We start from the raw sequence: 24,377 nt of genomic DNA on the forward strand, positions 1-24,377 counted from the left end.
ACACAACCCGGTCCGTGGCGTGGGCCACGGACCGGGCGGAGAATCAGTGCAAGGTCAAGCGCCGCGACGACGCGAGGACTCGTCGTCCTCATCGTCCTCGTCGTCCCCGTACAGCTCGGCGTACCGTGCGTACGGGTCGTCGTCCTGCTCATCGTCCTCGAAGTGGTCGCCGTTCGGCGGCACGTTCGACGTCGATGCGCCCAGCTCCTCGGCCAGGCGTGAGAGATCCGTCCCACCGCTGTTGTACTTCAGCTGGCGGGCGACCTTCGTCTGCTTGGCCTTGGCCCGGCCGCGCCCCATGGCTCGACCCCCTCAACGACGGGGCTCGACGGCCCCAGAGTCTTGACGCGTTCATGATCTAGAACGGACTCTCCGTGGAGAGACCGCCCGTAGGGCTTCCACGGTACCTGAGCCCGCGCCCATACGGTACGTCGCCCGCAGCACGCGCGTGTGCACAGGACCATGGAGGTACCCCGTCCTCGCTGGTCAATGGCGATTTTAACCACTTATCGGGAGCCGACCCGCCGACAAGAGTGAGAGTTCTCTCCAAGTGTCCCGTCCGGGTACCGCCGGTTCCGGGTCCGGGCCGTCCCGTGCGGCGCCCCGTGGGGCGGCCTCGGGACGGCCCGGTGGAAGGTCAGCGTCCGCGCGCCTCCGCCATGAGCTGCTCGGCGATGCGGTCGGCGGCCGCCGCCGGCGGGATTCCGTCGTCCTTCGCACGTGCGAATATCGTGAGCGTGGTGTCGTAGATCTTCGCGGCCTTGGCCCGGCACCGCTCGAAGTCGAAGCCGTGCAGTTCGTCGGCGACCTGGATGACACCGCCGGCGTTCACGACGTAGTCCGGCGCGTAGAGGATGCCCCGGTCGGCCAGGTCCTTCTCGACGCCCGGGTGTGCGAGCTGGTTGTTCGCCGCCCCGCAGACCACCCGCGCGGTCAGCACGGGCACGGTGTCGTCGTTCAGGGCCCCGCCCAGCGCGCAGGGGGCGTACACGTCGAGCCCCTCGGTCCGGATGAGCGCGTCGGTGTCCGCGACGGCCGTCACGGACGGGTGGCGGTCCAGGACCCGGCGCACGGACTCCTCGCGGACGTCCGTGATCACGACGTCGGCGCCCTCCTCCAGGAGGTGCCCCACCAGGTGGTGACCGACCTTGCCCACGCCCGCGATCCCGACCTTGCGGCCGCGCAGCGACGGGTCGCCCCAGAGGTGCTCGGCCGAGGCGCGCATGCCCTGGTACACGCCGAACGCGGTGAGCACCGAGGAGTCGCCGGCCCCGCCGTTCTCGGGTGAACGGCCGGTCGTCCAGCGGCACTCCCGGGCCACGACGTCCATGTCGGCGACGTAGGTGCCCACATCGCACGCGGTGACGTACCGCCCGCCGAGCGAGGCCACGAACCGGCCGTAGGCCAGCAGCAGTTCCTCGGTCTTGATGCGCTCCGGGTCGCCGATGATCACGGCCTTGCCCCCGCCGTGGCCGAGACCGGCCATGGCGTTCTTGTACGACATCCCGCGCGCCAGGTTCAGCGCGTCGGCGACGGCCGAGGCCTCGTCCGCGTACGGGTAGAAGCGCGTACCGCCGAGCGCGGGGCCCAGGGCGGTGGAGTGGACGGCGATCACGGCCCGGAGGCCGCTGGCTCGGTCCTGGCAGAGCACGACTTGCTCATGGCCTCCCTGGTCCGAGTGGAACAGGGTGTGCAGTACATCAGCAGGTGCGCCGGTTACGTCGGTCACGGTGGTGACTCCAGTGGTGGTAGCGGCGGTTGTGGGGCGACGCCCGTGCGGGTGGCGGGGGCCGTGGGCATGAGCGTAGAGCCTGTGGCGGTCCGCCATCCTCGCGTGGGTCGGGATCACCCTCCCTCGGAGTACGTTCGCACACGCGCGTGGGACGATTCGCTGTGTTTCCCCGCCCGCACGCGCGCGGTTCACGCCGGGTTTCGGGCCGGGGCCGGTGGGGAGGGAGCAGGGGTGCCCAAGGTGTCGTCGGTGATCGTCCCGTACGCGTCCTACCTCCGCGTCTACGAGCCGCTGGCCGCCTTCCCGGAGCCCGAGCGCAGCCATTGGGCGCGCTACGCGGAGCGGCCCGGGCTCCCGTCGTACCAGGACGAGCTGCGCCGCTCACTGGCCGATCTGCTGCCCACGCCGCCCGTGCCCGTGCCGGTCCACGAGAGCGGCGACGCCTTCGTCCTCGACGTGGACGGCGTGCTCTGCGTCTGTCCCTGGCGCACCCGGCTGCGCGGCTGGCTGGCGCTCGCGGACCTGGGCGCGGAACTGCCCCCGCCGGTCCTGGACGCGGTGCTGCCGCCGGTCCTGCGCCGGCAGGCCGCGCAGGACCACGAGCGCTGGGCGGCCCGCAACCCCGACGCCCGCCCGTGGATCCGCTCCTCGACCTGGCAGGTGCCGCTGCCGTGGTTCGTCCTGGTCTCGGACGAGGAGCGGGTGTACGAGAAGGGGGCGGCCGAGGCGGCGCCCGTGCTGCGGTACCGGACCCCGATGGTGCAGGCGCGGCGCCGGGTGGCACGGGGGCTGCGGACGCTGCGGGACGCGATGGACGAGAGCCCGCTGATCGACGGACTGGTGGACGTGGGCCGCTGGCTGGAGGAGTTCCACCCGCGCTCGTTGGTCGAGCTGGACTACGGCGGCCTCGTGCACCTCCTGCCGGCCGACCGGCTCGACGGCGACCACTCGGCGGCGGACGTCGCCGCGGGCATCGAGGCGTTGCGCGACGGCGACGGGACGGCCGCCGGGGAGGCGTACGGGCGCCTGGTCACGCGCTGGCGGGCGGTACGGGACCGGCGGTCGGCGAACTGAGCCGTGCTGGTCCTGCTGGTTCAGCTGGGCTTGCTGTGCCCTGCTGCGATCCGGCCGCGCGGAGCAACGGCCGCCGCCTTCCGGAAAGTTGACGCCGTGTGACGGAAGAGGCTTTCCGCGCTTTGTGGTGTCATGGTGGTGTCATAGTGAACTAACGTTCTCTGCCCGGGGGTTGGCCGTGCGCCGTACCCGCGGAGAGGCGCAGGCCGTGGGCGAAGCACGCACGACGGGACGTAGGTCCCGATCCGGGCTTTCGTCTCAAGCGTGACGGAACGCACTTACAAGGGCCTTGCCTCTTACGCCCCTCCTCATGCCAAAATAGGACAAGGAGTCCGGGGGATACACCCTATGCCCACGTATGGGTGGATTCTCGGCAATGCACACTATGGGGGATCTGGTGACTCCTGATCGTCCTGTGACTGATCGTCACAGTGGCGTGACTGTCCGCTATGGCATGGTCCATCGGCTTCCGTCGCTGATGAACACCTGGGAGGGCAATTCCATCGGTTTGGCCGACGCGGCTGGACAGATGGTGTAGTTGTAGTGCCGAGGACAAGCCGTTCGTCCTATAACCGACTCGACTCGCGTCCGCCATTTCGGGCAACGCGGGTCAAGGTGCAGAATTTAGAGGAAAGAACCGAGAAGGTTCGGTTCTCCCGAGGAGGCCGCTCATGACCGCTCGCACCCCTGATGCCGAGCCGCTGCTGACCCCGGCTGAGGTCGCCACCATGTTCCGTGTCGACCCGAAGACGGTGACGCGGTGGGCGAAGGCCGGCAAGCTCACGTCCATCCGTACGCTCGGCGGGCACCGCCGTTACCGCGAGGCCGAGGTCCGCGCCCTGCTGGCGGGTATCCCGCAGCAGCGCAGCGAGGCCTGAAAAGCCGCATGACAGGGCGGTTCGGCAGGTCCCCCAACGTGCCGAAACGTCCGAACCGCACAGCTCCAAGCGACGCGGGCCCTGCCCCAACAGGTTCCATGGCCCTTTGCACCGACTTCCCGGAGTTCGTCAGAGCTCCCGGGTGACAGGCAAGGGCGCGTCGTCGATCGCGCTGGACTCCGCCGGGTCCAGCGCGATTTTTCTGTGCCCCGGGGACGCCACGACGGCACCCGGACTCCCCGGCACCCGGCCGGGTCCTCGTGCGCGGGAACCTTCCCGTGCACGAGGCCGGAGGCTGTGAGGAACCTTGCCGGGCCCTGGAAGGAGGGATCGGATCAGCTGCGGGAAGCCGCTGAGAGTGGTGCAATTGCACATATTAAATTGACCCTTTGTAGGCGACCCATAAGATCTGAGACCTCGAAAACTCGTGTGGTGACTCCCGTCACACGGTACGTCCCTTGTTGTCGAGGACGCATCTGCGGTAAAGGGGCCGGGAGTTGAGACACGCGACGGCGGTCTTCGAAGTGGCATGTGCTCCGGGGGCCGCTACCCCTCCACGGGGTGCGTAACCCCGTTGGGCCGCGATCAGGCCTTCGAGGGGCTCTCGGCGGCCGTCGAAGGCTCGTGCCCGTCCAGTTGCCCGGGTTCCATGGCCAGGCGCCGCAGCTGATGGCAGATCGCGCAGTGGTGGGTCAGATGGCGGTAGGAGGACGCGGCCGACAGGTGGGCACGGAGCAGTGCGCGGGTCTCGTGCCGAACGGTCGCCGTCATACGCCACCTCCGATTGAGGAACCCCTTGTTCCTGGTTACCGAGTGCATGTGACTCCGTCAAGACGCAGCGACACGCTCCACCCGGCGAGCGGTACCGGCCGTGTGAAGGGTGTGACTGGAGGGACTCATGGGCCTGTTGAGGCATGAACGGCCGTCTGTTGCCGAGAGGGAGGTCCGTTACCGTGCGAGAGCCCCACGCGGCGGCTGGGACCGGCGAGGTGAGGGGGGCGTGCGTACGGGCCGTGCAGGAGCGCATGCGCCCTGCGAGCCGGCCGCGTGGACCGGTGCGCCCCCGGCAAGTTCTACGCCCCGGCACGACCGAGGCCCCGCACCCTTACGGATGCGGGGCCTCACTCGTGCGTGCGGTCCTGACGGGATTTGAACCCGCGGCCTCCACCTTGACAGGGTGGCGAGCACTCCAAACTGCTCCACAGGACCTTGTTTCGCGGCGCCATTCCTGCGTTGCGCTGCGAGAAGGACTCTACAGGAGGGCGCACCCCTTGGTCGAACTCACCCTCCGTGCAGAGCCCGTCACGGGGCCGCCGCGTCGATCGCCTTCACGATCCGCTTGTCCGAGACGGGGTACGCCGTGCCGAGCGCGTGGGCGAAGTAGCTGACCCGTAGCTCCTCGATCATCCAGCGGATCTCGAGAACGGGCTGCGGCACCGGCCGGCCCTGGGGCAACTGCTCCAGGAGCCACGCGTACTCGTCCTGCATCTCGTGGACCTTCGCCATGCGGGTCGTGTCCCGCTGGACGCCGGTCGGCATCTGCTGCAGGCGGCGGTCCGCGGCCACCAGGTACCGCATGAGGTCCGGGAGCCGTCGCAGTCCCGCCGCCGTGACGAAGCCGGGCTTCACCAGGGCGTCCAGCTGCTTCCGTACGTCCTGGAGGTTCGGCAGCAGCGCCGGGCTCTTCGCGGCCTTCAGCCGGCGTTCACAGGCCTGCCAGGCGGCCAGCACCTGCTGGACCTGGCCGACCGTACGGATCGTGGTGTCGACGATCTCGGCGCGCACCTTGTCGTACAGCTTCCGGTACGACGACTCGTCCCAGGCCGGGCCGCCGAAGTCGGCGATCAGCCGGTCGGCCGCGGCCATCGCGCAGTCGTCGAACAGCGCCTGGATGGAGCCGTGCGGGTTCGCGGACAGGGCGAGCTTCTGCTGGTTCGTCAGCTTCTGCGAGGCGAACTTCGCCGGGTTGACCGGGATGTTGCGCAGGATCAGCCGGCGGGTGCCCTTCCACATCGCCTCCGTCTGCTCCGCCTCCGTGTCGAAGAGGCGTACCGAGACGGTGTCGCCGTCGTCGACCAGTGCCGGGTACGCCTTGACCGGCTGTCCGGCCCGGCGGGTCTCGAAGACGCGCGTCAGGGAGCCGATCGTCCAGTCGGTCAGCCCCGACCGCTCCAGGGACTCGCCGCCCTGCCGCTCCGCCGTGGCCGCCGCGGCCTGCGAGAGGGCCTTGCGCGCCTTCGGCTTCAGCTTCAGCCGCAGCGCCTCCAGGTCCTTGTCCTCGGCGATCTTGCGGCGCCGCTCGTCGACGATCCGGAAGGTGATCTTCAGGTGGTCGGGGACCCTGGCCAGGTCGAAGTCGGCCGGGTCCACGGGGACGCCCACCATCCGCTTCAGCTCACGTGCCAGCGTGAACGTCAGGGGCTCCTGGAGGGGCACGGCCCGCTCCAGGAACTTCTTCGCGAAGTTGGGGGCGGGGACGTAGTTCCGGCGGATCGGCTTGGGCAGGGAGCGGATCAGTTCGGTGACGACCTCCTCGCGCAGGCCCGGGATCTGCCAGTCGAAACCCTCGTCCCGGACCTGGTTGAGCACCTGGAGCGGTATGTGGACGGTCACGCCGTCGGCGTCCGCCCCCGGCTCGAACTGGTACGTCACACGGAACTTGAGGTTCCCCTGCCGCCACGAGTCCGGGTAGTCGGCCTTGGTGACCGCCTCCGCCGACTCGCGGATGAGCATCTCCCGCTCGAAGTCGAGGAAGTCGGGCTGCTCGTGCCGCTTGTGCTTCCACCAGGAGTCGAAGTGGGCACCGGAGACGACGTGTTCCGGCACCCGCTGGTCGTAGAAGTCGAACAGCGTCTCGTCGTCGACCAGGATGTCCCGGCGCCGCGCCCGGTGCTCCAGCTCCTCGACCTCGGTGAGCAGCCGCCGGTTGTCGCTGAAGAACTTGTGGTGCGTCCGCCAGTCGCCCTCGACCAGCGCGTTGCGAATGAAAAGCTCGCGGCTCGTCTCCGGGTCGATCCGGCCGTAGTTGACCTTCCGCTGGGCGACGATCGGCACGCCGTACAGCGTGACCTTCTCGTACGCCACCACCGCGGCCTGGTCCTTCTCCCAGTGCGGCTCGCTGTAGGTGCGCTTCACCAGGTGTTCGGCCAGCGGTTCGACCCACTCCGGCTCGATCCTCGCGTTGACGCGGGCCCAGAGCCGGGAGGTCTCGACGAGCTCGGCGGACATCACGAAGCGCGGGGGCTTCTTGAAGAGCGCGGAACCGGGGAAGATCGCGAACTTGGCGTTGCGGGCTCCCAGGTACTCGTTCCGCCCGCCGTCCTTGCGGCCGCCCTGGCCGGAGTCCTTGGACTCCTTCACGTCCTTCATCCCGACGTGGGACAGCAGGCCGGCGAGGAGCGAGACGTGGACGCGGTCGGCGGGGGCGTCCTCCTCGTTGAGGTGGATGCCCATCTGCTTGGCGACCGTGCGGAGCTGCGTGTAGATGTCCTGCCACTCGCGGATGCGCAGGAAGTTCAGGTACTCCTGCTTGCACATCCGGCGGAAGGACGACGAACCGCGCTCCTTCTGCTGCTCGCGGACGTACCGCCACAGGTTCAGGTACGCGAGGAAGTCGCTCGTCTCGTCCTTGAAGCGGGCGTGCTGCTGGTCGGCCTGCGCCTGTTTCTCGGCGGGACGCTCGCGCGGGTCCTGGATGGAGAGCGCGGCGGCGATGACCATCACCTCGCGGACGCAGCCGTTCCGGTCGGCCTCCAGCACCATGCGGGCCAGCCGCGGGTCCACCGGGAGCTGTGCCAGCTTGCGGCCGGTCTGGGTGAGCCGCTTGCGGACGTCCTTCTCCGTCGGGTCCAGCGCGTTCAGCTCCTGCAGCAGCTGGACGCCGTCGCGGATGTTGCGGTGGTCCGGCGGGTCGATGAACGGGAACTTCTCGATGTCGCCGAGACCCGCCGCGGTCATCTGGAGGATGACGGAGGCCAGGTTCGTCCGCAGGATCTCCGCGTCCGTGAACTCGGGCCGGGCGTTGAAGTCGTCCTCCGAGTACAGCCGGATGCAGATGCCGTCGCTGGTCCGGCCGCAGCGGCCCTTGCGCTGGTTGGCGCTCGCCTGCGAGATCGGCTCGATCGGCAGGCGCTGCACCTTGGTGCGGTGGCTGTAGCGCGAGATACGGGCGAAACCGGGGTCGACGACGTACTTGATGCCCGGAACGGTCAGCGAGGTCTCGGCGACGTTCGTGGCGAGCACGATCCGGCGGCCGGTGTGCGGCTGGAAGACGCGGTGCTGCTCGGCGTGCGAGAGCCGGGCGTACAGCGGGAGGATCTCGGTGAACCGGTACTGCTTCTTGGCCAGCGCGTCCGCCGTGTCGCGGATCTCCCGCTCGCCGGAGAGGAAGACGAGGATGTCGCCCTTCCCCTCCGCCATCAGCTCCTCGACCGCGTCCGTGATCGCGGTGATCTGGTCCCGGTCGGCGTCCTCGCCGTCCTCCTCCAGGAGCGGCCGGTAGCGCACCTCCACGGGGTACGTCCGCCCGCTGACCTCGATGATCGGCGCGTCGCCGAAGTGCCGGGAGAAACGCTCGGGGTCGATGGTCGCCGAGGTGATGACGACCTTGAGGTCGGGGCGCTTGGGCAGCAGCTGGGCCAGGTAGCCGAGCAGGAAGTCGATGTTGAGGGACCGCTCGTGCGCCTCGTCGATGATGATCGTGTCGTAGGCGCGCAGCTCGCGGTCGGTCTGGATCTCGGCGAGCAGGATGCCGTCCGTCATCAGCTTGATGAACGTGGCCTCCGGGTTCACCTGGTCGGTGAAGCGGACCTTCCAGCCGACGGCCTCGCCGAGCGGCGTGTCCAGCTCCTCCGCGACGCGCTCGGCGACCGTACGGGCGGCGATCCTGCGCGGCTGCGTGTGCCCGATCATGCCGCGGACGCCCCGGCCCAGCTCCAGGCAGATCTTCGGGATCTGCGTGGTCTTGCCGGACCCGGTCTCACCGGCGACGATCACGACCTGGTGGTCACGTATCGCCGCGGCGATCTCGTCCTTCTTCTGGCTGACGGGCAGCTGTTCGGGGTACCGGACCTCGGGCAGGCGGCCGCGACGCGTGGCCATCCGCTCCTCGGCCTTCGCGGCCTCCGCCTCGATCTCCGAGAGGACGGCGGCGCGGGCTTCCGGCTTACGGATCTTGCGCGCACCTTCCAGCCTGCGCCCGAGCCGGTGCGCGTCGCGCAGCGACAGCTCGGTCAGGCGGGAGGCGAGGGCGCCGAGGGCGGGGGCGGAATGCGTAGACATACGCGATCCAGGATCTCACCTCGCGGAAATCTCTGGCGAACGCTTTTGCGCCCGGTGTGACGGGGGTCTCCGGACGGACGGCTGATCCGCGGTGACGGCATCGGCCGGACGGCCGTCACGCCGCCTTGCCCGCCCTGGGGGCCGGCTCGCGCTCCGTCAGCTGCGTCCCCTGCTCAGGGGCCGACGAGGAGGGCTCGGGCGTCGGGGGCTCGGGGGTCGGGGAGGCCGACGGCTCCTCCGTGGGCACCGGCGCGCTCGTCGTCCGCACGGGCGACGGCTCGTGGAGGGTCGGCTCGGGCTCCGGCGGCCTGTCGTCCCCGCCGCCCGGCCCGTGCTCCGCCGTGGGGCGGACGGACGGCTTCCGGCTGCCGGAGGCCCGGGCCGACGGGGACGCCGCACTGGACGTGGACGCGTCCGGGACGTCCGGTGCGCCCCGTTCGCCGCGCCCGTCCCGGTACCCGGTGCTGCCGCCGCCGGACACCGCCGGTCCGCCGTCCGGCTCCGTGCCGCTGCGCCGCTGTGCCGAAGGGGAGGGCACGGGCCCGGCGCCGCCGCCGCCCACGCTCATGCAGCCGGCGGTCGCCGCGACGGCCAGCACCGTGGCGGCCAGACGGGCGGGTACGTACAGGGCGCGCACGGGCAGCCACCTCCGATGGGTTCCCCCTGCGCACGGGGTCCCCCGCTCCGGGGGGAAGCCGGAAGCGGGATCGGAGCCGGGAGCGTCAGGGGAAGGGACGAGGAGTCGACAAGTCCAACTCCCGCCGCCCGCAAGAGGACACGCGGACCCGCCGGGCGGCTCAGCCGTACCCGAGCGCGTGCAGCCGCGCGTCGTCGATCCCGAAGTGGTGCGCGATCTCGTGCACCACGGTCACCTCCGTCTCGGCGACCACGTCCTCCCGCGTCTCGCACATCCGCAGCGTCGGCCCCCGGTAGACGGTGATCCGGTCCGGCAGCACACCCGCGTACCACTCGCCGCGGTCCGTCAGCGGGGTCCCTTCGTACAGCCCGAGCAGCTCGGGATCGTCGGCTGGCGGCTCGTCCTCGACGAACACCGCCACGTTGTCCATCAGCCGCGTCAGCTCCGGCGGGATCCGGTCCAGCGCCTCGGCGACCAGTTCCTCGAACTCCTCGCGCGTCATCTCCAGCACGGGGCCATTCTCCGGTACGGAACCGGCGGACAGGAGACGGAAACCGTCGTGCGGGAGTTCCGGAGACCCCGTCTCCCGCCGCGCGGACCGGTCGTGCCGCGCCCCCGGGGAAGCGGGGGCACCCCACGCCGCGCACCCGCATATCCGGCCCCGCACCTGGGCATACGGGACCAATGGCTCGCGTCCCCGCTGCTGCTGCCGCCGCCCTGCGCCGCGTACGACAGTCGCCCGGTGCCCTGGTCCGCCGCTACCGAGCGGGTGGATCCCAGCCGACTGTCGCCCTCGTCCACCAACCCCACCCGTGGGCCCGCGCCACCGGGCTCGTCGTCGTGGTCCTGGTCGGCGCCTGGCTGGGGCTGCTGATCGTCGGCAACGTCCGCACCCCGGTCGGTCCCATGAACACCACGATGACCCTGCGGCCCTCCCTCACCGGCGGCACGAAGATCAACGTCTCCCCCCTCGGCGCCCTGGAGCTGAGCAGCCACGCAGCGCCCGTCCGCCTGGACGTGAACGTCGACCAGCTCGACCCGGCCCGCTCCCAGGCCCTGGTCGACCACCCCGAGCGGATCAGCGGCCTCCAGGACGAGATCGCGAGCGACGTCCGGCACGGCACGCTCGACCTCGCCCTGCGCTCCTGCGTCGCCGTCGTCTCCGGGGCCACCGCCCTGGGGCTCGTCGTCTACCGGCGCCCGCGCCGCGCCCTGGCCGCCGGCGGACTGGCCCTGGCCCTGCTCGGCGCGTCCGGCGGCGCGGCGTACGCCACCTGGAACCCGAACTCGGTCCTGGAGCCCAGATTCTCCGGACTGCTCTCCTCTGCGCCGTCCCTGGTGGGCGACGCCCGCAGCATCGTCACCGAGTTCGACGTCTACCAGAAGGAACTGGCCCGCCTGGTGACGAACGTGACCAAGCTGTACGACGCCACCTCCACCCTCCCCGCGTACCAGCCCGACCCGACCACCATCCGGGTCCTGCACGTGTCGGACATCCACCTCAACCCGGCGAGCTGGAAGATCATCGCCTCCCTGGTCGAGCAGTACGGCATCGACGTCATCGTCGACTCCGGCGACACCATGGACCACGGCTCGGCCGCCGAGAACGCCTTCCTCGACCCGATCCGCGACCTCGGGGCGCCGTACGTCTGGGTGCGCGGCAACCACGACTCGACGACCACCCAGCGCTACCTGGAGCGCATGGAGAACGTGCACGTCCTGGACGACGGACGGGCCGTCTCGGTGGCCGGCCTGCGCTTCGCGGGCATCGGCGACCCGCAGTTCACGCCCGACCGCTCGGCCGAGCAGAAGGGCGACCCGGCGGAGGAACTGGCGGGCGCGCGCCTGGCCTCGGCACTGCGCGACCAGGAGACGGCCGGCACACCCGTGGACATCGCGATCGCCCACAACCCGACGGCGGCCCGCCAGACGGACGGCGAGGTGCCGCTCGTACTGGCCGGGCACATCCACCACCAGGAGATGGAGGTCCTGAAGTACGGCACACGGCTGCGCATCGAGGGCTCCACGGGCGGCGGCGGGCTGCGGGCGGTGGAGGGCGAGCAGCCCGACCCCATCGAGGCCTCGGTCCTCTACCTCGACCGGGACACCCGTCGCCTCCAGGCCTGGGACGAGATCGAGCTGGGCGGTCTCGGCCTGTCGACGGCCGAGGTCAGCCGCCATCTGCCGAAGGAGAACCAGCCCGGCGCGACCCGGTCGCCGTCCCCCTCGGGGAGCCCCTCCGAGGACGGCTCGTAAACCGTTTTGGCGATACCTCCCGCCATCCCATATGCTTCTCACGTCCCCGACGCGCTGAGAAGCGCCCAGGCGGGCCGATAGCCCTCATCGTCTAGCGGCCTAGGACGCCGCCCTTTCAAGGCGGTAGCACGGGTTCGAATCCCGTTGGGGGCACGCAAGACCGTGTGCGACACTGAGTTCGCTGGTTCGCACACAACAGCTTGGTCCTGTGGAGCAGTTTGGAGTGCTCGCCACCCTGTCAAGGTGGAGGCCGCGGGTTCAAATCCCGTCAGGACCGCTGATGAGTCACGTTCCACGTGAAACATCGTGGCTGGGTAGCTCAGTTGGTACGAGCGTCCGCCTGAAAAGCGGAAGGTCGCCGGTTCGACCCCGGCCCCAGCCACCAGCGTCGAGGGCCCCGTCCAAGCGGACGGGGCCTTCGGCTCATGCAGTCGGCACTTGCTCGGTATGTGCTCGACAGCCATACGCTGACCTGCGGTGATGAAGGCGATTTGCCTTTTGGGGTGCGGGGTGCGTATGGTGGTAGATCGTTTGATCCCATTTGCCCGGCGCCAACAAGACGCGCCGCGTGTGGCGCGTACTCTCCCTTGCCGTGGCCGGACCGCATTGAGGCGGCCGATTGTGACTTCACGGAGTTTGGGCGCGTGCCGAGAACTCCGGAAGGTTCGCATTTCGCATGTCCATCACCAGTACTGATCACTCCGTCCTGCCCGAGGGCGCAGAGGACACCAACGACGACACCGTCACGGCTCCCGAGATCACGTTCGCCGACCTGGGGCTGCCCGACGGCGTCGTCCGCAAGCTCGCCCAGAACGGTGTGACCACCCCCTTCCCGATCCAGGCCGCGACCATCCCGGACGCGCTGGCGGGCAAGGACATCCTGGGCCGCGGCCGCACCGGCTCCGGCAAGACCCTCTCCTTCGGTCTGCCGACCCTGGCCACGCTGGCCGGCGGCCACACCGAGAAGAAGAAGCCGCGCGCGGTCATCCTCACCCCGACCCGTGAGCTCGCCATGCAGGTCGCGGACGCCCTCCAGCCGTACGGCGACGTCGTCGGGCTGAAGATGAAGGTCGTCTGCGGCGGCACGTCCATGGGCAACCAGATCTACGCCCTGGAGCGCGGCGTGGACATCCTGGTCGCCACCCCGGGCCGGCTGCGCGACATCATCAACCGCGGCGCCTGCTCGCTGGAGAACGTCCAGGTCGCCGTCCTCGACGAGGCCGACCAGATGTCCGACCTGGGCTTCCTGCCCGAGGTCACCGAGCTGCTCGACCAGGTTCCGGCCGGCGGTCAGCGCATGCTCTTCTCCGCGACCATGGAGAACGAGATCGCGACGCTCGTCGAGCGCTACCTGAAGGACCCGGTCAGCCACGAGGTCGACGCCGCCCAGGGCGCCGTGACGACCATGTCGCACCACATCCTGATCGTGAAGCCCAAGGACAAGGCGCCGGTCACCGCCGCCATCGCCTCCCGCAAGGGCCGCACCATCATCTTCGTCCGCACCCAGCTGGGCGCCGACCGCGTCGCCGAGCAGCTGCGCGACGCCGGGGTGAAGGCCGACGCCCTGCACGGCGGCATGACCCAGGGCGCCCGTACGCGCACCCTGGCCGACTTCAAGGACGGGTACGTCAACGTGCTCGTCGCCACCGACGTCGCGGCGCGCGGCATCCACGTGGACGGCATCGACCTCGTCCTGAACGTGGACCCGGCCGGCGACCACAAGGACTACCTGCACCGGGCCGGCCGCACGGCGCGCGCCGGGCGCACGGGCACCGTGGTCTCGCTGTCCCTGCCGCACCAGCGGCGCCAGATCTTCCGGCTGATGGAGGACGCGGGCGTCGACGCCTCGCGCCACATCATCCAGGGCGGTGCCGCGTTCGACCCCGAGGTCGCCGAGATCACCGGCGCCCGGTCGATGACCGAGGTCCAGGCCGAGTCGGCGGGCAACGCGGCCCAGCAGGCCGAGCGCGAGGTCGCCCACCTCACCAAGCAGCTGGAGCGGGCCACGCGCCGCGCGGCCGAGCTGCGCGAGGACGCCGACCGGCTGGTCGCGCGGGCCGCGCGGGAGCGGGGCGAGGACCCGGCCGAGGCGCTGGCGCAGGCGCGCGGCGAGACCGCCGACAACGCTGCGGGCACCGGCGAGACCGCGCAGGACGCCGTGGTGTCCCTGCCGGAGCAGGCCGCCCCCCAGGTGGCGGAGCGGAGCGAGCGCACGGAGGAGGCGCCGTCCTCGTCCTCGTACGAGCGTCCCTCGTACGAGCGCCGGGAGCGGCGTGACGACCGCGGTGACCGTGGTGACCGCGGCGGCTTCCAGCGGGACCGCGAGCGCGGCTTCAACCGCGACCGCGACCGTGACCGCGGCTTCCGCCGCGACGACCGGGGAGACCGCGGTGACCGGGGCGACCGTGGTGGCTTCAACCGGGACCGCGACCGTGACCGTGGCTTCGACCGCGGCGGCCGTTCCTTCGAGCGGCGTGACGACCGCGGCGACCGCGGTGGCTTCAACCGCGACCGTGACCGTGGTTTCCGGCGGGACGACCGCCGCGACGACCGCCGCGACGACCGTGGCGGCCGTTCGTTCGACCGTCGTGACGGTGGCGAGCGCGGTGGCTTCCGCCGGGACAACGACCGCGGGTTCGACCGCGGTGGCCGCTCCTTCGACCGCCGCGACGACCGCGGTGGCCACCGGGGCAGCGACCGCCCGTACAACCGCGACCGTCAGGGCGACCGGCCGTCGAGCGGCGGCTACCGCTCCGGCAGCCACGACCGCCCGTACGGCCGCCGTGACGACCACCGGGGCTCCGGCTCCTTCGGCCGCCGCGACGACAAGCCCCGCTGGAAGCGCAACGGCTGACGGCTGACAAGCTCCGTGTGTGAGGCCGGGACACCGATACCCGATCGGAGTCCCGGCATCCGCCAGCTATGCTCGTGGTGGCAACATCACGAGGGCCCTTAGCTCAATTGGCAGAGCAGTGGACTTTTAATCCATTGGTTGTGGGTTCGAGTCCCACAGGGCCTACGGACGCGGGGGAGGGGTTACCCCCTCTGACCTGCTACGCAGCGTCCGGGTCGGCTTCGGCTGGCTCGGACGCTGTGGCGTTTTAAGGTTCTGCGTGAGCGGTGCGTGAGCGGATGTCTCAGCACCGTGACCTCCCGCGCGAACGCTTCCGTGACGGAACTCCGTCGTGTTCGAGACAGCCCTTACCGCGGGTAACAGCTTGCTGTAGGTGTCCAGACTGGCAAACTAGGCTGCTCAGGGCGGGTGGGCGCCTGGGGTGGGGACGAGGAGCCATGTGTGTCGAACATGATCAGAGACCGCTTCCTGTTGTTGGGTACGGCTCCTCGCATCGGCGGACTGTCCGAGGTTCGCAAGGCCGTAGACACCAGTCAGGCGGACGGCAGCTTCGCGGCCATCAAACTGCTACGCAAGCGAGAAGATGACGAGATTATCCGAATCTTCCTGGAGCGCGAGACCGGGGCCCTCAAGGCACTGAGCCATCCCCACATCGTGCAGATGCTTGATTCTGGCTGGGACGATGGCCTCGGGCGCTACTTCATCGCGCTGGAGTGGGTCGACCGTAGCCTTAAGGACGATCTTCAGTCCGGACGGCCTCCGTCATGGGCGACGTACTTCGAGCGCATAGGCAAGCCGCTGGCCGGCGCTCTGGCGTACGCGCACACACTTCAGATCGAGCACCGCGACATCAAGCCTGGCAACGTACTGATCGCCGAGGACGGCACGCCGAAACTAGCCGACTTCGGCATCGCCAAGATCCGCTCGAAGGTTGCCGTCACCGACGAGACCGTGGCCGAGTACCGGTCCAACCTCTACGCGCCGCCGGAGCGCGAGGGAGTTATCCCCTACGTACGGGATGTCTTCAGCTACGGCGTGTTGGCCATCCAAGTCCTCTCTGGCGGCCGGGCTAAGGACTACCCGGACCTCGTGCCAACCCTGGAGAGTCTGGAGATCGCACCGGAGTTTCGCACGATCCTGCGTGACTGTGTCGACTTCGATCCGAAGAGGCGTCCAGCTAACGCAGCCGTCCTTGAGCAGCGACTGTTGGAGGCCGACCAGGTCTGTGGAGACCGGCATGCTCGCCGCAGCAACGCCCTATGGCTGAAGCTGACCCGCAGTGCCGCGGAAAGCCTGCTGGGCATCGCCCGGGGCGCCGACGTGAACTGGGCCCAGGCCAAAGCTGCGGTCCTGGCCGACCTCAGCGGTCAGGTGCATGCAGACTTCGGGTACAACAAACAGACCGAGGAGATCGACGACCACACACTCCGCCTCGTGGGCCGGTCTTTTTTCTTCCGTCTCAAGTCCGATGATGAGGTCGAAGATCGCGCCGTCATCGTGCAGGCCCTCGCCAAGAACGACGATTGGTTGGCCCGGTGGCGCGAGCACGCTCTGGCCGTCGGCCCCACACTCACCTGGACGTTCGAGGACCCTGGTGAAGACGCCGCCTACCACGGGATGCAGTCGCTGGTGGCACGGCTTGACGAGCACATCGCGCACCAGAAGGAAGCGAAGAAGTCGCGCGAAGTGCAGAACCTAGGTGACTTGTTCGAAGGGTGGCGCCGACTCCTGGACGCCCGGGAAGAGGTCGCTGCTGGCGGGCGTCAGCCGCTCGAGTACGACCGTGTCACAGGTAGTGGGCGCACCTTGGTCTTCCACCTCACCAAGCCCACTGATGCCTCGCTGATCGGCGAGGAATGGTCGGTCGCGGATTACGCTCAGGGGCGTCCGGTAGAGCGCGGAGAGGTCACCACCCAAAGCGACGAGACCGTGGCCCTCCGGTTTGCGCGGCCCGATGCCAAGGTCCCCGCCCGCGGGGTTCTGCAGCCTTACCTCGGTCCCAGTCAGACAGCCCTGAACCGACAAAGGGACGCGCTGACGAACGTCGCGGCGGGCCAAAGCACGAACCGGCTGCTGCGGAACGTTATCGACAACCCCGAAGAGATTGCTGTCCGTCCGCCCGCAGACATCACCCAATGGTTCCGTGGCGATTTGGACACGAGTAAACGTGAGGTCGTGCGCCACGCGCTGGGCTCCCAGGACCTGCTGCTAGTCGAAGGCCCGCCGGGCACCGGCAAGACCACCGTTATTGCCGAAATCGTCGAGCAGACGCTGCGCCGCTCGCCCACGGCGCGCATCCTCATTGTCAGCCAAACCCACATTGCCATCGACAATGCCTTGCGTCGCATCGAGGACGCGGGCGTTTCCGGTCTGGTGCGCCTCGGGCGTCCCGATGACCCGCGCGTGGCGGACAGCGTCCAGCACTTGCTGCTGGACAAACAGGTCAAGCGCTGGTCGAAGGCCGTTCGAGTTCGTGCGGAGGCGTACCTGGACGGCATGGCCAAGCGCAACGGTCTGGAAGCCCGGCATGTCAAGGCCGCGTTGCTGTTGCAGGAACTGTCCTCGGTAGCAGCCAGCCTGGCGCATATCGAGCAGTACCTGGAGATGCTGAAGAACCAGCCCGCCTCCGACCGCACTACCTCTGCCCGCGAACTGGGTGAGCAAATCGTTGATGCCCGGCAAAAGCGAGACAAACTGCTGGAGCAGCGGCGTGAGCTGTCTGCCCAAGCCCAGCATGTCCTCGACGGCGACCTTACTCTGAGGGAAGACCTTACCGCCGCCGAGGCTCAGGACGGGGTGGAGGCCCTTCTAGGTAGCCAAGACATCGGCCGCAAGATGATGCACCTGGTGCATCTGCAAGGCGAGTGGCTACAGCGCATTGAAACCGACCAAAATTTGGTCACAGCTTTCCTGAAAACCTGCCAGGTCGTGGGCGGTACCGCACTGGGCTTTCTAGGCCACCCTGCCGCACGAGATCTTGAGTTCGACCTGTGTATCTTCGATGAAGCGTCCAAGGCCACGGCTACTGAGGCACTCGTCCCTTTGGCCCGCGCCCGCCAATGGGTCTTGGTTGGTGACACTCGCCAGCTACCGCCCATCGACGAGGACATCCTCCGTGACCAGCGGTTGATGGCCGACTACCAGCTCGTCCCCGAGCTGGTGCAGACCACCCTGTTTCAGTACTTGGCCGACCACACCAAGTTCCCTGTGCGGCACATGCTGCGTGAGCAGTACCGCATGACTCCAGCCATTGGGAATTTGATTTCCACCTGTTTCTACAAGGAGGAGCTCCGCTCGCCCAACCCCCAGGTGCTGCCCGGCTACAACCAGGTCAACAAGCCGGTCCTATGGCTGGATACCACCCGTCTCGGACGCCAGCGGCGCGAATCGGAACGCAGTGCTGCCGAGACCAGCATCTCCAATCGTGCCGAGGCGCAGCTGGCCGTGAGGCGTCTTGAGGTGATTGACAAGGCCATTGGTCACCGGATCATCAAGCCCTCCAAGGATGGCAAGCTCGAGGTACTGGTCATCGCTCCCTACGGTCGACAGGTCGAAGAGCTACGTCGACGCTTGGCCTCCGTTCGTCTGGCCCACCTGTCTCCCGAGGTCTTGTCCGTGGACGCGGTCCAGGGGCGCGAATGCGATTTGGCGATCTTTTCGGTCACGCGCAGCAACGACCATGGTGAGTTTGGCTTCCTGGGCCAGCCGTACTGGCGGCGCATTAACGTTGCGCTGTCGCGTGCCCGATTCGGCCTCATTATCATCGGAGACGCCGAATTCTGCGGGAGCAAGGCTGGCGCCCTTCGAGACGTCCTCGACTACATGCGCAAACACCCCGAGGAGTGCGAGATCCGCGATGCCAACCTTTAGCTCCGACAGCCTCCTCGCCGTCCGGTTCCACAATGCGCGCCCCGGACTGGAACTGGTCGCCATTGTTGACGCTGCCTTGCCCGTGGCCATGGTCACTGCTGACGTCTTGGCTCAAGACCGCAAACCGTTGCCGTTGCTGGAGGAATTTGTCCTTCGCTTGGTCAGTGCAGACGTCATTGCCGAGGATGCCATTACTGGTTTCCTGGGCCTGCCTAAGACCATGGTCACTCAGACCATCGCGGACCATTTCTCCGCTGACTACCTCACCTATGCCGCGCCCCGTCTCGGAGCAGCCCCCGACCAGCACCGCTTGCGTCTGACGCCTCGTGGCTCACAGACCGCCCGGGACCTGGCTTCCATTAGCCCTGTCAACGTCACTCTCCCCCTGGTCTATGACCAACTGCTCTGCAAAGTGCGTCCCTACGACCGTAACGCGGTTATTTCCCGCCGACAGGCAGAGGAAGAGAATCTGCTTCTCCTAAACCCAGCACACAAGGGTCCCGTGGAGACGGCAGACATTACGGCGTCGGAGATCAACGCCCTGCTGCGAGACCGTGGTGACATCGGGCGTGAGGTACTACTCGTCAAACAGATTGCTCAGAACAAGGCACGGCGGGTTATGCCCGCCAAGGTCCTCGTTTACGCCGATTCAGACCGCAGCGACATCCAGCTCGCCGTGGTTGTCGACGGTGAGCTCAGCGATACCCACGAGCTGGCTTTGCTCAACCAGGGAGGGGCCGCCGCCCTCGGCATACAGGTTGAGGCGTCGCAAGAACGCCCGACTCTAGGACCGGACCTGGAGCGAGCACGCGTTCCACTGTCGGAGGTCACACGGAAGCACGCCGAAGCAGCAGCCGTGCAGCTCGGCGCCGCCACTCCTGTGCCGAAGGCCCCGCCCGTCCCTGAGTCTCTCAAGGATGAGGTCCGTGCGATCAGCGTCTTCGAACATCCCGATCTGCTCGATGAAGCCCTCACTCAGGCCACCCGTCGCATTCTCTTGATCTCACCCTGGGTGAGGCGGACGGTTGTGAACACAGACTTCCTCAGCAAGCTTGAGGGACGGCTCAGGCGCGGTGTTACCGTGCACATCGCCCACGGCTACGAGCACGACGATTCGGGCTCCGATGCCGAAGCACTGCGCCGGCTGAAGAACCTCGTTGATCGATACCCGGACAAGTTCACCTTCGCTCGGCTGAAGAGCACGCATGCCAAGATCCTTATCTTCGACGATGTATGGATCGCGACCAGTTTCAACTGGCTAAGCTTTCGCGGCTCCCGGGACCGCACCTACCGCATGGAGGAGGGCACTCTCGTCCGTGGCAGGGAAGCGGTCGACGAGCAGTACAACCGCTACCTCGCCCAGATTGATCAAGATCGCCAATGAGATGGGAGGGCTCCTCACCCGACGGGCCCGCTACCCACAACACGCAATCGCCTCGGTGCGTCGGCCAGCGACCATGTCGAGCAGCGCCCGCAGTGCCTGCGCCCGCAGCGGCTCGCCTCTGGCGTCCCTACTGACGTGCGCTATGCGGTGCTGCTGAACTGGCCCGGGGAATCAACTTCGCCGCCTTCTCGGCGATCTCGCGGTCCAGCTCAGGCAGCAGGCTCGTGTATGTGTCCGAGGTCAGCGTGATGGTGGAGTGTCGCAGGGTCTCCTTCACCGTGTGGATGTCTCCGCCTCCTCCGTGCGTGAGCGTCGCGGCCACGTGGCGCAGGTCCCGCAGGGTGATGGGCGGCAGGTCGGTCGTGGCAAGGATGCGTCGGAAGGTCTCCGAGACCGTCTCCGGGTGCAGCCAGGAGCCGTCCTCCTTCGTGAAGACCTTGCCCGTGGCCTGCCAGGCGCCGCCCCAGTCCGCGCGCTCCTTGTCCTGGCGGGCCTTGTGGTCGCGGAGCACGGTGATGTTCATGCTGTCGAGCGCGATCGTGTTGGCGCTCCCGTCCGTCTTCGGCTCGGACTCGTAGGGGTCCCAGCCGTCCACCACGATCTCCTTGGCGGGGGTGATGAGGCCGGCGACGAGGTCGATCTCGTGCCAGTCCTGGCCGACCGCCTCGCCGCGACGGAGGCCGCGGGTGCCCATCAAGTGGAAGATTGCGTACAGGCGGTCGCCTTCGGATGCGTCGAGGAAGGCGCCGAACTGCTGCGGGGTCCAGACCATGACCGGGCCTGGGATTCCTCCCGTCTCGCGCCAGCGGCGTACCCGCTCATCGGTCCAGAGGAGCGGCTTGGGACGCCTGCCGGACTCCAACTCGACGTGGGAGGCCGGATTGAAGGTGATGAGCTGCTGGGCAACACCCGCGGTCTGCTCGCCTACCTCTACGGACCCGGCCGCCGCGACGAGCACCTTGACCCGCACATCGTGGCCGGATTCGCCATGCTCGGCATGCCCGACCCCGGCCGCGACGAGAACGCCACTCTCACCGATCTCGCCCACTACCTCGATGCGCCCGTGCGGCTGCGCAACAACGAGTTCGGCAAGCAGGTCACCGACCACGCCTGGCACTGCCCGGTCCGCGCCGCCCCCGAGGATCGCTACCTCTCCGACGCCGAGTGGGCCGAGATCGCCCAGCGCATCGTCCAGGCTGCCGGCGTCGCCCCCGCCGCCGACGATCTGGCCTGCCGCTGGATCGCCGTACGCCACGCCGATGACCACATCCACATCCTCGCCACCACCGTCCGCGAAGACGGACGTCGCCCCAAACTCCACGACAGCGGCATCCGCGTCGGTGTCGCCTGCCGCGAGATCGAGAAGGACTACGGACTGCGCCGCCTGAAGAAGGGCGACCGCACCGGTACGCGCCGCCCCACCCAGGCCGAGATGCACAAGGCCAAACGGCTCGGCTGGGACCAGACCAGCCCCGAGTGGCTCCAAGACCGCATGCGCGCCGCCATCCCCCACGTGACCAACGCCGAGGAATTCATCGCCTACCTCGAAGCCGAAGGCATCGAGGTCAAAGCCCGGCGCGGCCCGTCAGGAGACCTCCTCGGTTATGCCGTCGGCCGCCCCGGCGACATCAACGAGAACGGCGAGAAGATCTTCCACCCCGGAGGGAGGATCGCTCCCGACCTCTCCCTGCCCAAGATCAAGGCTCGCCTCGAATCCAGCCGAGCCGAAGAGCACCCCACCGCCCGCCGTAACCGCCCCAGCACCCCCTGGCACCAAGCCGCCGACGCACTCGACACCCTCCACACCGACCTGGCCGACGACACCCGCGCCCAGGCTCACATCACTGCCCTCGGTGAACTGCTCGAAGCCACCGCCCAGAAGGCCCCTGCCAACCTGCGTGCCGAACTCCGAGCCGCCTGCAAGGCATTCAGCCGAGCCCAGCGCTCCCAGATCAGGGCGAAAGACCGGGCCGCCCAAGCGCTGCGCCTCGCTGCTCGCGACATCGTCCACACCGCCACTGGCCCCGACGGCAGCGCACTCGCCACCCTGCTCGCCGGCCTCGTCTGGGCGGTGATCCTCGCCGGACGCTGGCACGAAGCGAAGAACCATGCCCATCAGGCCGACGCGACCCGACAAGCCCTCGACCACCTTCAAGCAGCAGCCGATGAAGCCCTGGCCCCCGTACTCGCCGAACTCGCGAACCGACAACCAAAGGAACAGACCAGCCGCACCCTGGCCAGTGACGTCCGCGCAGCCGTTCCCGACCATGCCGACCTGATCCTCAATGACCCAAGTTGGCCCGCCCTGGCCACGGTGCTCGCCGACGCTGAGGCTGGCGGCCACAAACCCCATCAGCTGCTCCAGGAGGCCGCCGCACAGCGCGAACTGGACACCGCCCGCCAGCCTGCCCGCGTCCTGGTCAGCCGCATCCAGCACGCCAGCCGCAACCCCGTACCCAACCGTCGAGCCGAAGCCGCCCGCCGACGCTCAACCACGGGGAGGTGGCTCGCGGAAAGCACGATCCCGGTACCGCAGCAGGCAGCCCGTGCTGTCTCTCAAGGACGGAACACCCGTCCCCGGCGTTAGCCCCACAGCGGCCGAGCGAGCTCCAGCTGATCACGGATTCCACGTGGTCGTGCACGACCATTTCGCTCTCGTCGGCTGTCAGCTCTGCACAGGGCGGCACCACAGCTGATCGGGGGAGAACTCTGCCTGAGCTCTCCGCTGCCCAGGACTACGGTGTGGAGCATGCGGGAGGTGGAGTATGAGAGCTACGGCTGTCCGTTGGAGGACTACCAGCTAACCCGGGGTGATCACCGACAGCAGGAGCAGTCGGAGAACATCAAACGTTGGGTGGAGAAGGTGCTCGCTGAGAAGGAGGCCGAAGAGCGGGCAGACCCTGTGCTTGCAGCCGGTCGCCGCGCCGCCGCAGACAGGGCACTGGACATGCTGCGTGACTACAAGATGCCTGAGCGCGAGATTATGCGGTGGCGCGTACGGCTCTATTGCGGCCACATCGCCGAAGCTCGGCGGCATCGTGAGAATGGCAGGCCCACGCTGCACGGCTCGTCATCAATGCGGTGCCCGGAGTGCGGGAAGGACCCATCATCGATCGTGGCCTTCGAGCCCATTGGGCTGGCCGGAGAACCGCTCTCTCCTGCAAAGCCAGCAACTCCTTCGCGACCGAAGAGGCTGACACGTACGGAGCTTGAGCAGCGAGTAGCTGCATTGGAGAGGGAGAACGAGCGTCTCCGCTCGCAGGGAGGGGAGGCGTAGCTTCCCTGCCCCAGCGGAGACGCCAACCTTTACCCGGGGTAACTGATCATCTTGGCGTGGCGCCTAGGGTGTACCGAGGGAAGACCCACCCTGGCCACGGGGCTCGTGCCGCGGGGGACGGCAGGCTCTTCCGGGACCAGGGCGGGGGCTCAACTGCGGCGCAGGAACCTGCTTTGGCCGCGGTGCCTGCCAGTACGCCGGTCTGAGGGCAGCCCCGCGGCGGTGGCCTCGTTCGGCTGGTCAGGGGGAGCCGGTTCGTCCCTGGTGAGCAGCGACTCCCAGACCCGTGCTTGGAGCTCGCGGACGCAGGGCCCGCACGCGTACATGGGAGCTTGGGCACCGGCGACGCTCGCTGGGCCGATCCACAGGACGCGTGTCCAGCGCTGGCCGCAGTAGAGCCAGCAGAACCCGTCGACCCATTCGTTGCCGTCGTCCGTGGCAGCTGGGGTGGGTAGCCCACCTCGGGCGAATTCCGCGATCCCGGGGATCACCCTGTGCTGTAAGGCGATTTCCGTCAGCATGGTTCGTCGGCTTCCTCGATCAGGATCCCTGGGTCGCCGCGGAAGCGTTCTCCTGCTTCTCGCCGTCGGAGAACAGCAGGGTGGGCTCCGCGAGGATGTCGCGGCCGGCCTCGCTCTTGTAGATCTCGTCGACGCTGCCGAACCGGGCCTCGGAGTAGTCGAGTCCCAGAAGATCGGCGGCCTGCCGGACGGACGCCTCGTCGGGCCCCTCGATCTCCAGGAACGTGGGGAGATCGGGCCAGGTGTCGAAGTCGAATGCGACCTCTCCCAGGCGCCACTCCTCGCGGTAGTTCTCCTGGTAGCGGACCTCGGTGAGGCCGACCCGGCGGAGGATGTCGGCCATGGCGTGCAGGTCGGCGACCTCGGTTTCGATCTCCTTGGTGCCGTCGATGGTCGTGGCGTCGGTGACCTGCTTGAGTGTGAGCGTCGAGCGGGTACCCTCGTCCCGCAGACGGAGCCAAGCCCCGCCGTCGAGGGAGTCGTTCTCGAAGATCTTGCGGGTGAGGAGGGTGCGGGGGAGCGCCTGGACGGCACCCAGGGCAGCCAGCTTGGCCTGCAGGCCGGCGACGTCGACGGCCAGGAACTTCGCCTCGTACTCGTGCTTCATGGATCCT

Annotated in this window: 15 protein-coding genes, 5 tRNA genes and 1 pseudogene; 12 read left to right on the forward strand and 9 right to left on the reverse strand. The window is 68.5% G+C overall.

Annotation, left to right across the window (positions count from 1 at the left end; translation table 11 throughout):
* Positions 1-54: 54 nt before the first annotated feature.
* Both IEZ04_RS24765 and IEZ04_RS24770 read right to left on the reverse strand, forming a co-directional pair.
* Positions 55-300 carry a DUF3073 domain-containing protein gene (locus tag IEZ04_RS24765; protein ID WP_189219139.1) on the reverse strand — a complete coding sequence of 82 codons (246 nt, stop codon included), beginning with the start codon at positions 298-300 and terminating at the stop codon, positions 55-57.
* A 337-nt stretch (positions 301-637) separates the two neighbouring features.
* Positions 638-1,729: a Leu/Phe/Val dehydrogenase gene (locus tag IEZ04_RS24770; RefSeq protein ID WP_189219140.1), complete on the reverse strand. Its 1,092-nt coding sequence runs from the start codon at positions 1,727-1,729 to the stop codon at positions 638-640.
* Positions 1,730-1,963: 234 nt separating this feature from the next.
* On the opposite strand from IEZ04_RS24770, the gene IEZ04_RS24775 reads away from it, so the two are divergent.
* Together IEZ04_RS24775 and bldC are read left to right on the forward strand one after the other, a co-directional pair.
* Positions 1,964-2,806, forward strand: a complete 843-nt coding sequence (locus tag IEZ04_RS24775) for a DUF8083 family protein (protein WP_189219141.1) — start codon at positions 1,964-1,966, stop codon at positions 2,804-2,806.
* Positions 2,807-3,477: 671 nt separating this feature from the next.
* The gene (gene bldC, locus IEZ04_RS24780; RefSeq protein WP_003949541.1) at positions 3,478-3,684 is read left to right on the forward strand and encodes a developmental transcriptional regulator BldC; all 207 of its coding nucleotides are present in this window, start codon (positions 3,478-3,480) and stop codon (positions 3,682-3,684) included.
* 585 nt (positions 3,685-4,269) lie between these two features.
* On the opposite strand, the gene IEZ04_RS24785 is transcribed toward bldC, so the two are convergent.
* The 5 genes from IEZ04_RS24785 to IEZ04_RS24805 form a co-directional block, all read right to left on the reverse strand.
* Positions 4,270-4,455 carry a DUF6274 family protein gene (locus tag IEZ04_RS24785; RefSeq protein WP_189219142.1) on the reverse strand — a complete coding sequence of 62 codons (186 nt, stop codon included), beginning with the start codon at positions 4,453-4,455 and terminating at the stop codon, positions 4,270-4,272.
* Positions 4,456-4,818: 363 nt separating this feature from the next.
* Positions 4,819-4,893 (reverse strand) — tRNA-Asp (locus IEZ04_RS24790).
* 93 nt (positions 4,894-4,986) lie between these two features.
* On the reverse strand, positions 4,987-8,964 hold the full coding sequence (hrpA, locus tag IEZ04_RS24795) for an ATP-dependent RNA helicase HrpA (protein ID WP_189219143.1): 3,978 nt from the start codon (positions 8,962-8,964) through the stop codon (positions 4,987-4,989).
* A 115-nt stretch (positions 8,965-9,079) separates the two neighbouring features.
* A complete protein-coding gene (locus tag IEZ04_RS24800) occupies positions 9,080-9,601 on the reverse strand; it encodes a hypothetical protein (protein ID WP_189219144.1) in 522 nt (173 codons plus the stop codon).
* Positions 9,602-9,761: 160 nt separating this feature from the next.
* On the reverse strand, positions 9,762-10,112 hold the full coding sequence (locus IEZ04_RS24805; RefSeq protein WP_189219145.1) for a metallopeptidase family protein: 351 nt from the start codon (positions 10,110-10,112) through the stop codon (positions 9,762-9,764).
* Positions 10,113-10,285: 173 nt separating this feature from the next.
* Between IEZ04_RS24805 and IEZ04_RS24810 the strand changes: the two genes are divergently transcribed.
* The 8 genes from IEZ04_RS24810 to IEZ04_RS24845 all read left to right on the forward strand — a co-directional run bounded on the left by IEZ04_RS24810 (position 10,286) and on the right by IEZ04_RS24845 (position 19,965).
* Positions 10,286-11,857 carry a metallophosphoesterase family protein gene (locus IEZ04_RS24810; protein WP_189219146.1) on the forward strand — a complete coding sequence of 524 codons (1,572 nt, stop codon included), beginning with the start codon at positions 10,286-10,288 and terminating at the stop codon, positions 11,855-11,857.
* An 80-nt stretch (positions 11,858-11,937) separates the two neighbouring features.
* Positions 11,938-12,010: transfer RNA gene (locus IEZ04_RS24815), tRNA-Glu, on the forward strand.
* 49 nt (positions 12,011-12,059) lie between these two features.
* Positions 12,060-12,134: transfer RNA gene (locus IEZ04_RS24820), tRNA-Asp, on the forward strand.
* Between the two features lie 31 nt (positions 12,135-12,165).
* Positions 12,166-12,242, forward strand: a tRNA-Phe gene (locus tag IEZ04_RS24825).
* 291 nt (positions 12,243-12,533) lie between these two features.
* A complete protein-coding gene (locus tag IEZ04_RS24830) occupies positions 12,534-14,711 on the forward strand; it encodes a DEAD/DEAH box helicase (RefSeq protein ID WP_189219147.1) in 2,178 nt (725 codons plus the stop codon).
* Positions 14,712-14,803: 92 nt separating this feature from the next.
* A tRNA-Lys gene (locus tag IEZ04_RS24835) sits at positions 14,804-14,876 on the forward strand.
* Positions 14,877-15,161: 285 nt separating this feature from the next.
* Complete coding sequence (locus IEZ04_RS24840; protein ID WP_189219193.1) at positions 15,162-18,581, forward strand: serine/threonine-protein kinase; 3,420 nt, start codon at positions 15,162-15,164, stop codon at positions 18,579-18,581.
* The gene (locus IEZ04_RS24845) at positions 18,568-19,965 is read left to right on the forward strand and encodes a phospholipase D-like domain-containing protein (RefSeq protein ID WP_189219148.1); all 1,398 of its coding nucleotides are present in this window, start codon (positions 18,568-18,570) and stop codon (positions 19,963-19,965) included. The genes IEZ04_RS24840 and IEZ04_RS24845 overlap by 14 nt, the downstream gene beginning before the upstream one ends.
* A 127-nt stretch (positions 19,966-20,092) precedes the next feature.
* On the opposite strand, the pseudogene IEZ04_RS24850 reads toward IEZ04_RS24845, so the two are convergent.
* Positions 20,093-20,878, reverse strand: a pseudogene (locus tag IEZ04_RS24850) (site-specific integrase); the annotation flags it as partial.
* Between IEZ04_RS24850 and IEZ04_RS24855 the strand changes: the two are divergent.
* Positions 20,834-22,552, forward strand: coding sequence for a relaxase/mobilization nuclease domain-containing protein (locus IEZ04_RS24855; protein WP_229821252.1), 1,719 nt, complete (start codon positions 20,834-20,836; stop codon positions 22,550-22,552). The pseudogene IEZ04_RS24850 and the gene IEZ04_RS24855 sit on opposite strands and share 45 nt — an antisense overlap.
* 162 nt (positions 22,553-22,714) lie before the next feature.
* Positions 22,715-23,242, forward strand: coding sequence for a hypothetical protein (locus IEZ04_RS24860; RefSeq protein WP_189219149.1), 528 nt, complete (start codon positions 22,715-22,717; stop codon positions 23,240-23,242).
* A 540-nt stretch (positions 23,243-23,782) separates the two neighbouring features.
* Here IEZ04_RS24860 and IEZ04_RS24865 read toward each other — a convergent pair.
* The gene (locus IEZ04_RS24865) at positions 23,783-24,370 is read right to left on the reverse strand and encodes a class IV adenylate cyclase (RefSeq protein WP_189219150.1); all 588 of its coding nucleotides are present in this window, start codon (positions 24,368-24,370) and stop codon (positions 23,783-23,785) included.
* Positions 24,371-24,377: the final 7 nt, after the last annotated feature.

The organism is Streptomyces ruber, from assembly GCF_014648075.1.
GTDB classification, from domain to species: domain Bacteria; phylum Actinomycetota; class Actinomycetes; order Streptomycetales; family Streptomycetaceae; genus Streptomyces; species Streptomyces ruber.

Bases quoted from the DNA above. Each gene is read 5' to 3' on its own strand.
- IEZ04_RS24865 (WP_189219150.1), bottom strand. From the start codon at position 24,370: ATGAAGCACGAGTACGAGGCGAAGTTCCTGGCCGTCGACGTCGCCGGC.
- IEZ04_RS24845 (WP_189219148.1), top strand. From the start codon at position 18,568: ATGCCAACCTTTAGCTCCGACAGCCTCCTCGCCGTCCGGTTCCACAAT.
- IEZ04_RS24810 (WP_189219146.1), top strand. From the start codon at position 10,286: ATGGCTCGCGTCCCCGCTGCTGCTGCCGCCGCCCTGCGCCGCGTACGA.
- IEZ04_RS24840 (WP_189219193.1), top strand. From the start codon at position 15,162: ATGATCAGAGACCGCTTCCTGTTGTTGGGTACGGCTCCTCGCATCGGC.
- IEZ04_RS24830 (WP_189219147.1), top strand. From the start codon at position 12,534: ATGTCCATCACCAGTACTGATCACTCCGTCCTGCCCGAGGGCGCAGAG.
- bldC (WP_003949541.1), top strand. From the start codon at position 3,478: ATGACCGCTCGCACCCCTGATGCCGAGCCGCTGCTGACCCCGGCTGAG.
- IEZ04_RS24860 (WP_189219149.1), top strand. From the start codon at position 22,715: ATGCGGGAGGTGGAGTATGAGAGCTACGGCTGTCCGTTGGAGGACTAC.
- IEZ04_RS24765 (WP_189219139.1), bottom strand. From the start codon at position 300: ATGGGGCGCGGCCGGGCCAAGGCCAAGCAGACGAAGGTCGCCCGCCAG.
- hrpA (WP_189219143.1), bottom strand. From the start codon at position 8,964: ATGTCTACGCATTCCGCCCCCGCCCTCGGCGCCCTCGCCTCCCGCCTG.
- IEZ04_RS24785 (WP_189219142.1), bottom strand. From the start codon at position 4,455: ATGACGGCGACCGTTCGGCACGAGACCCGCGCACTGCTCCGTGCCCAC.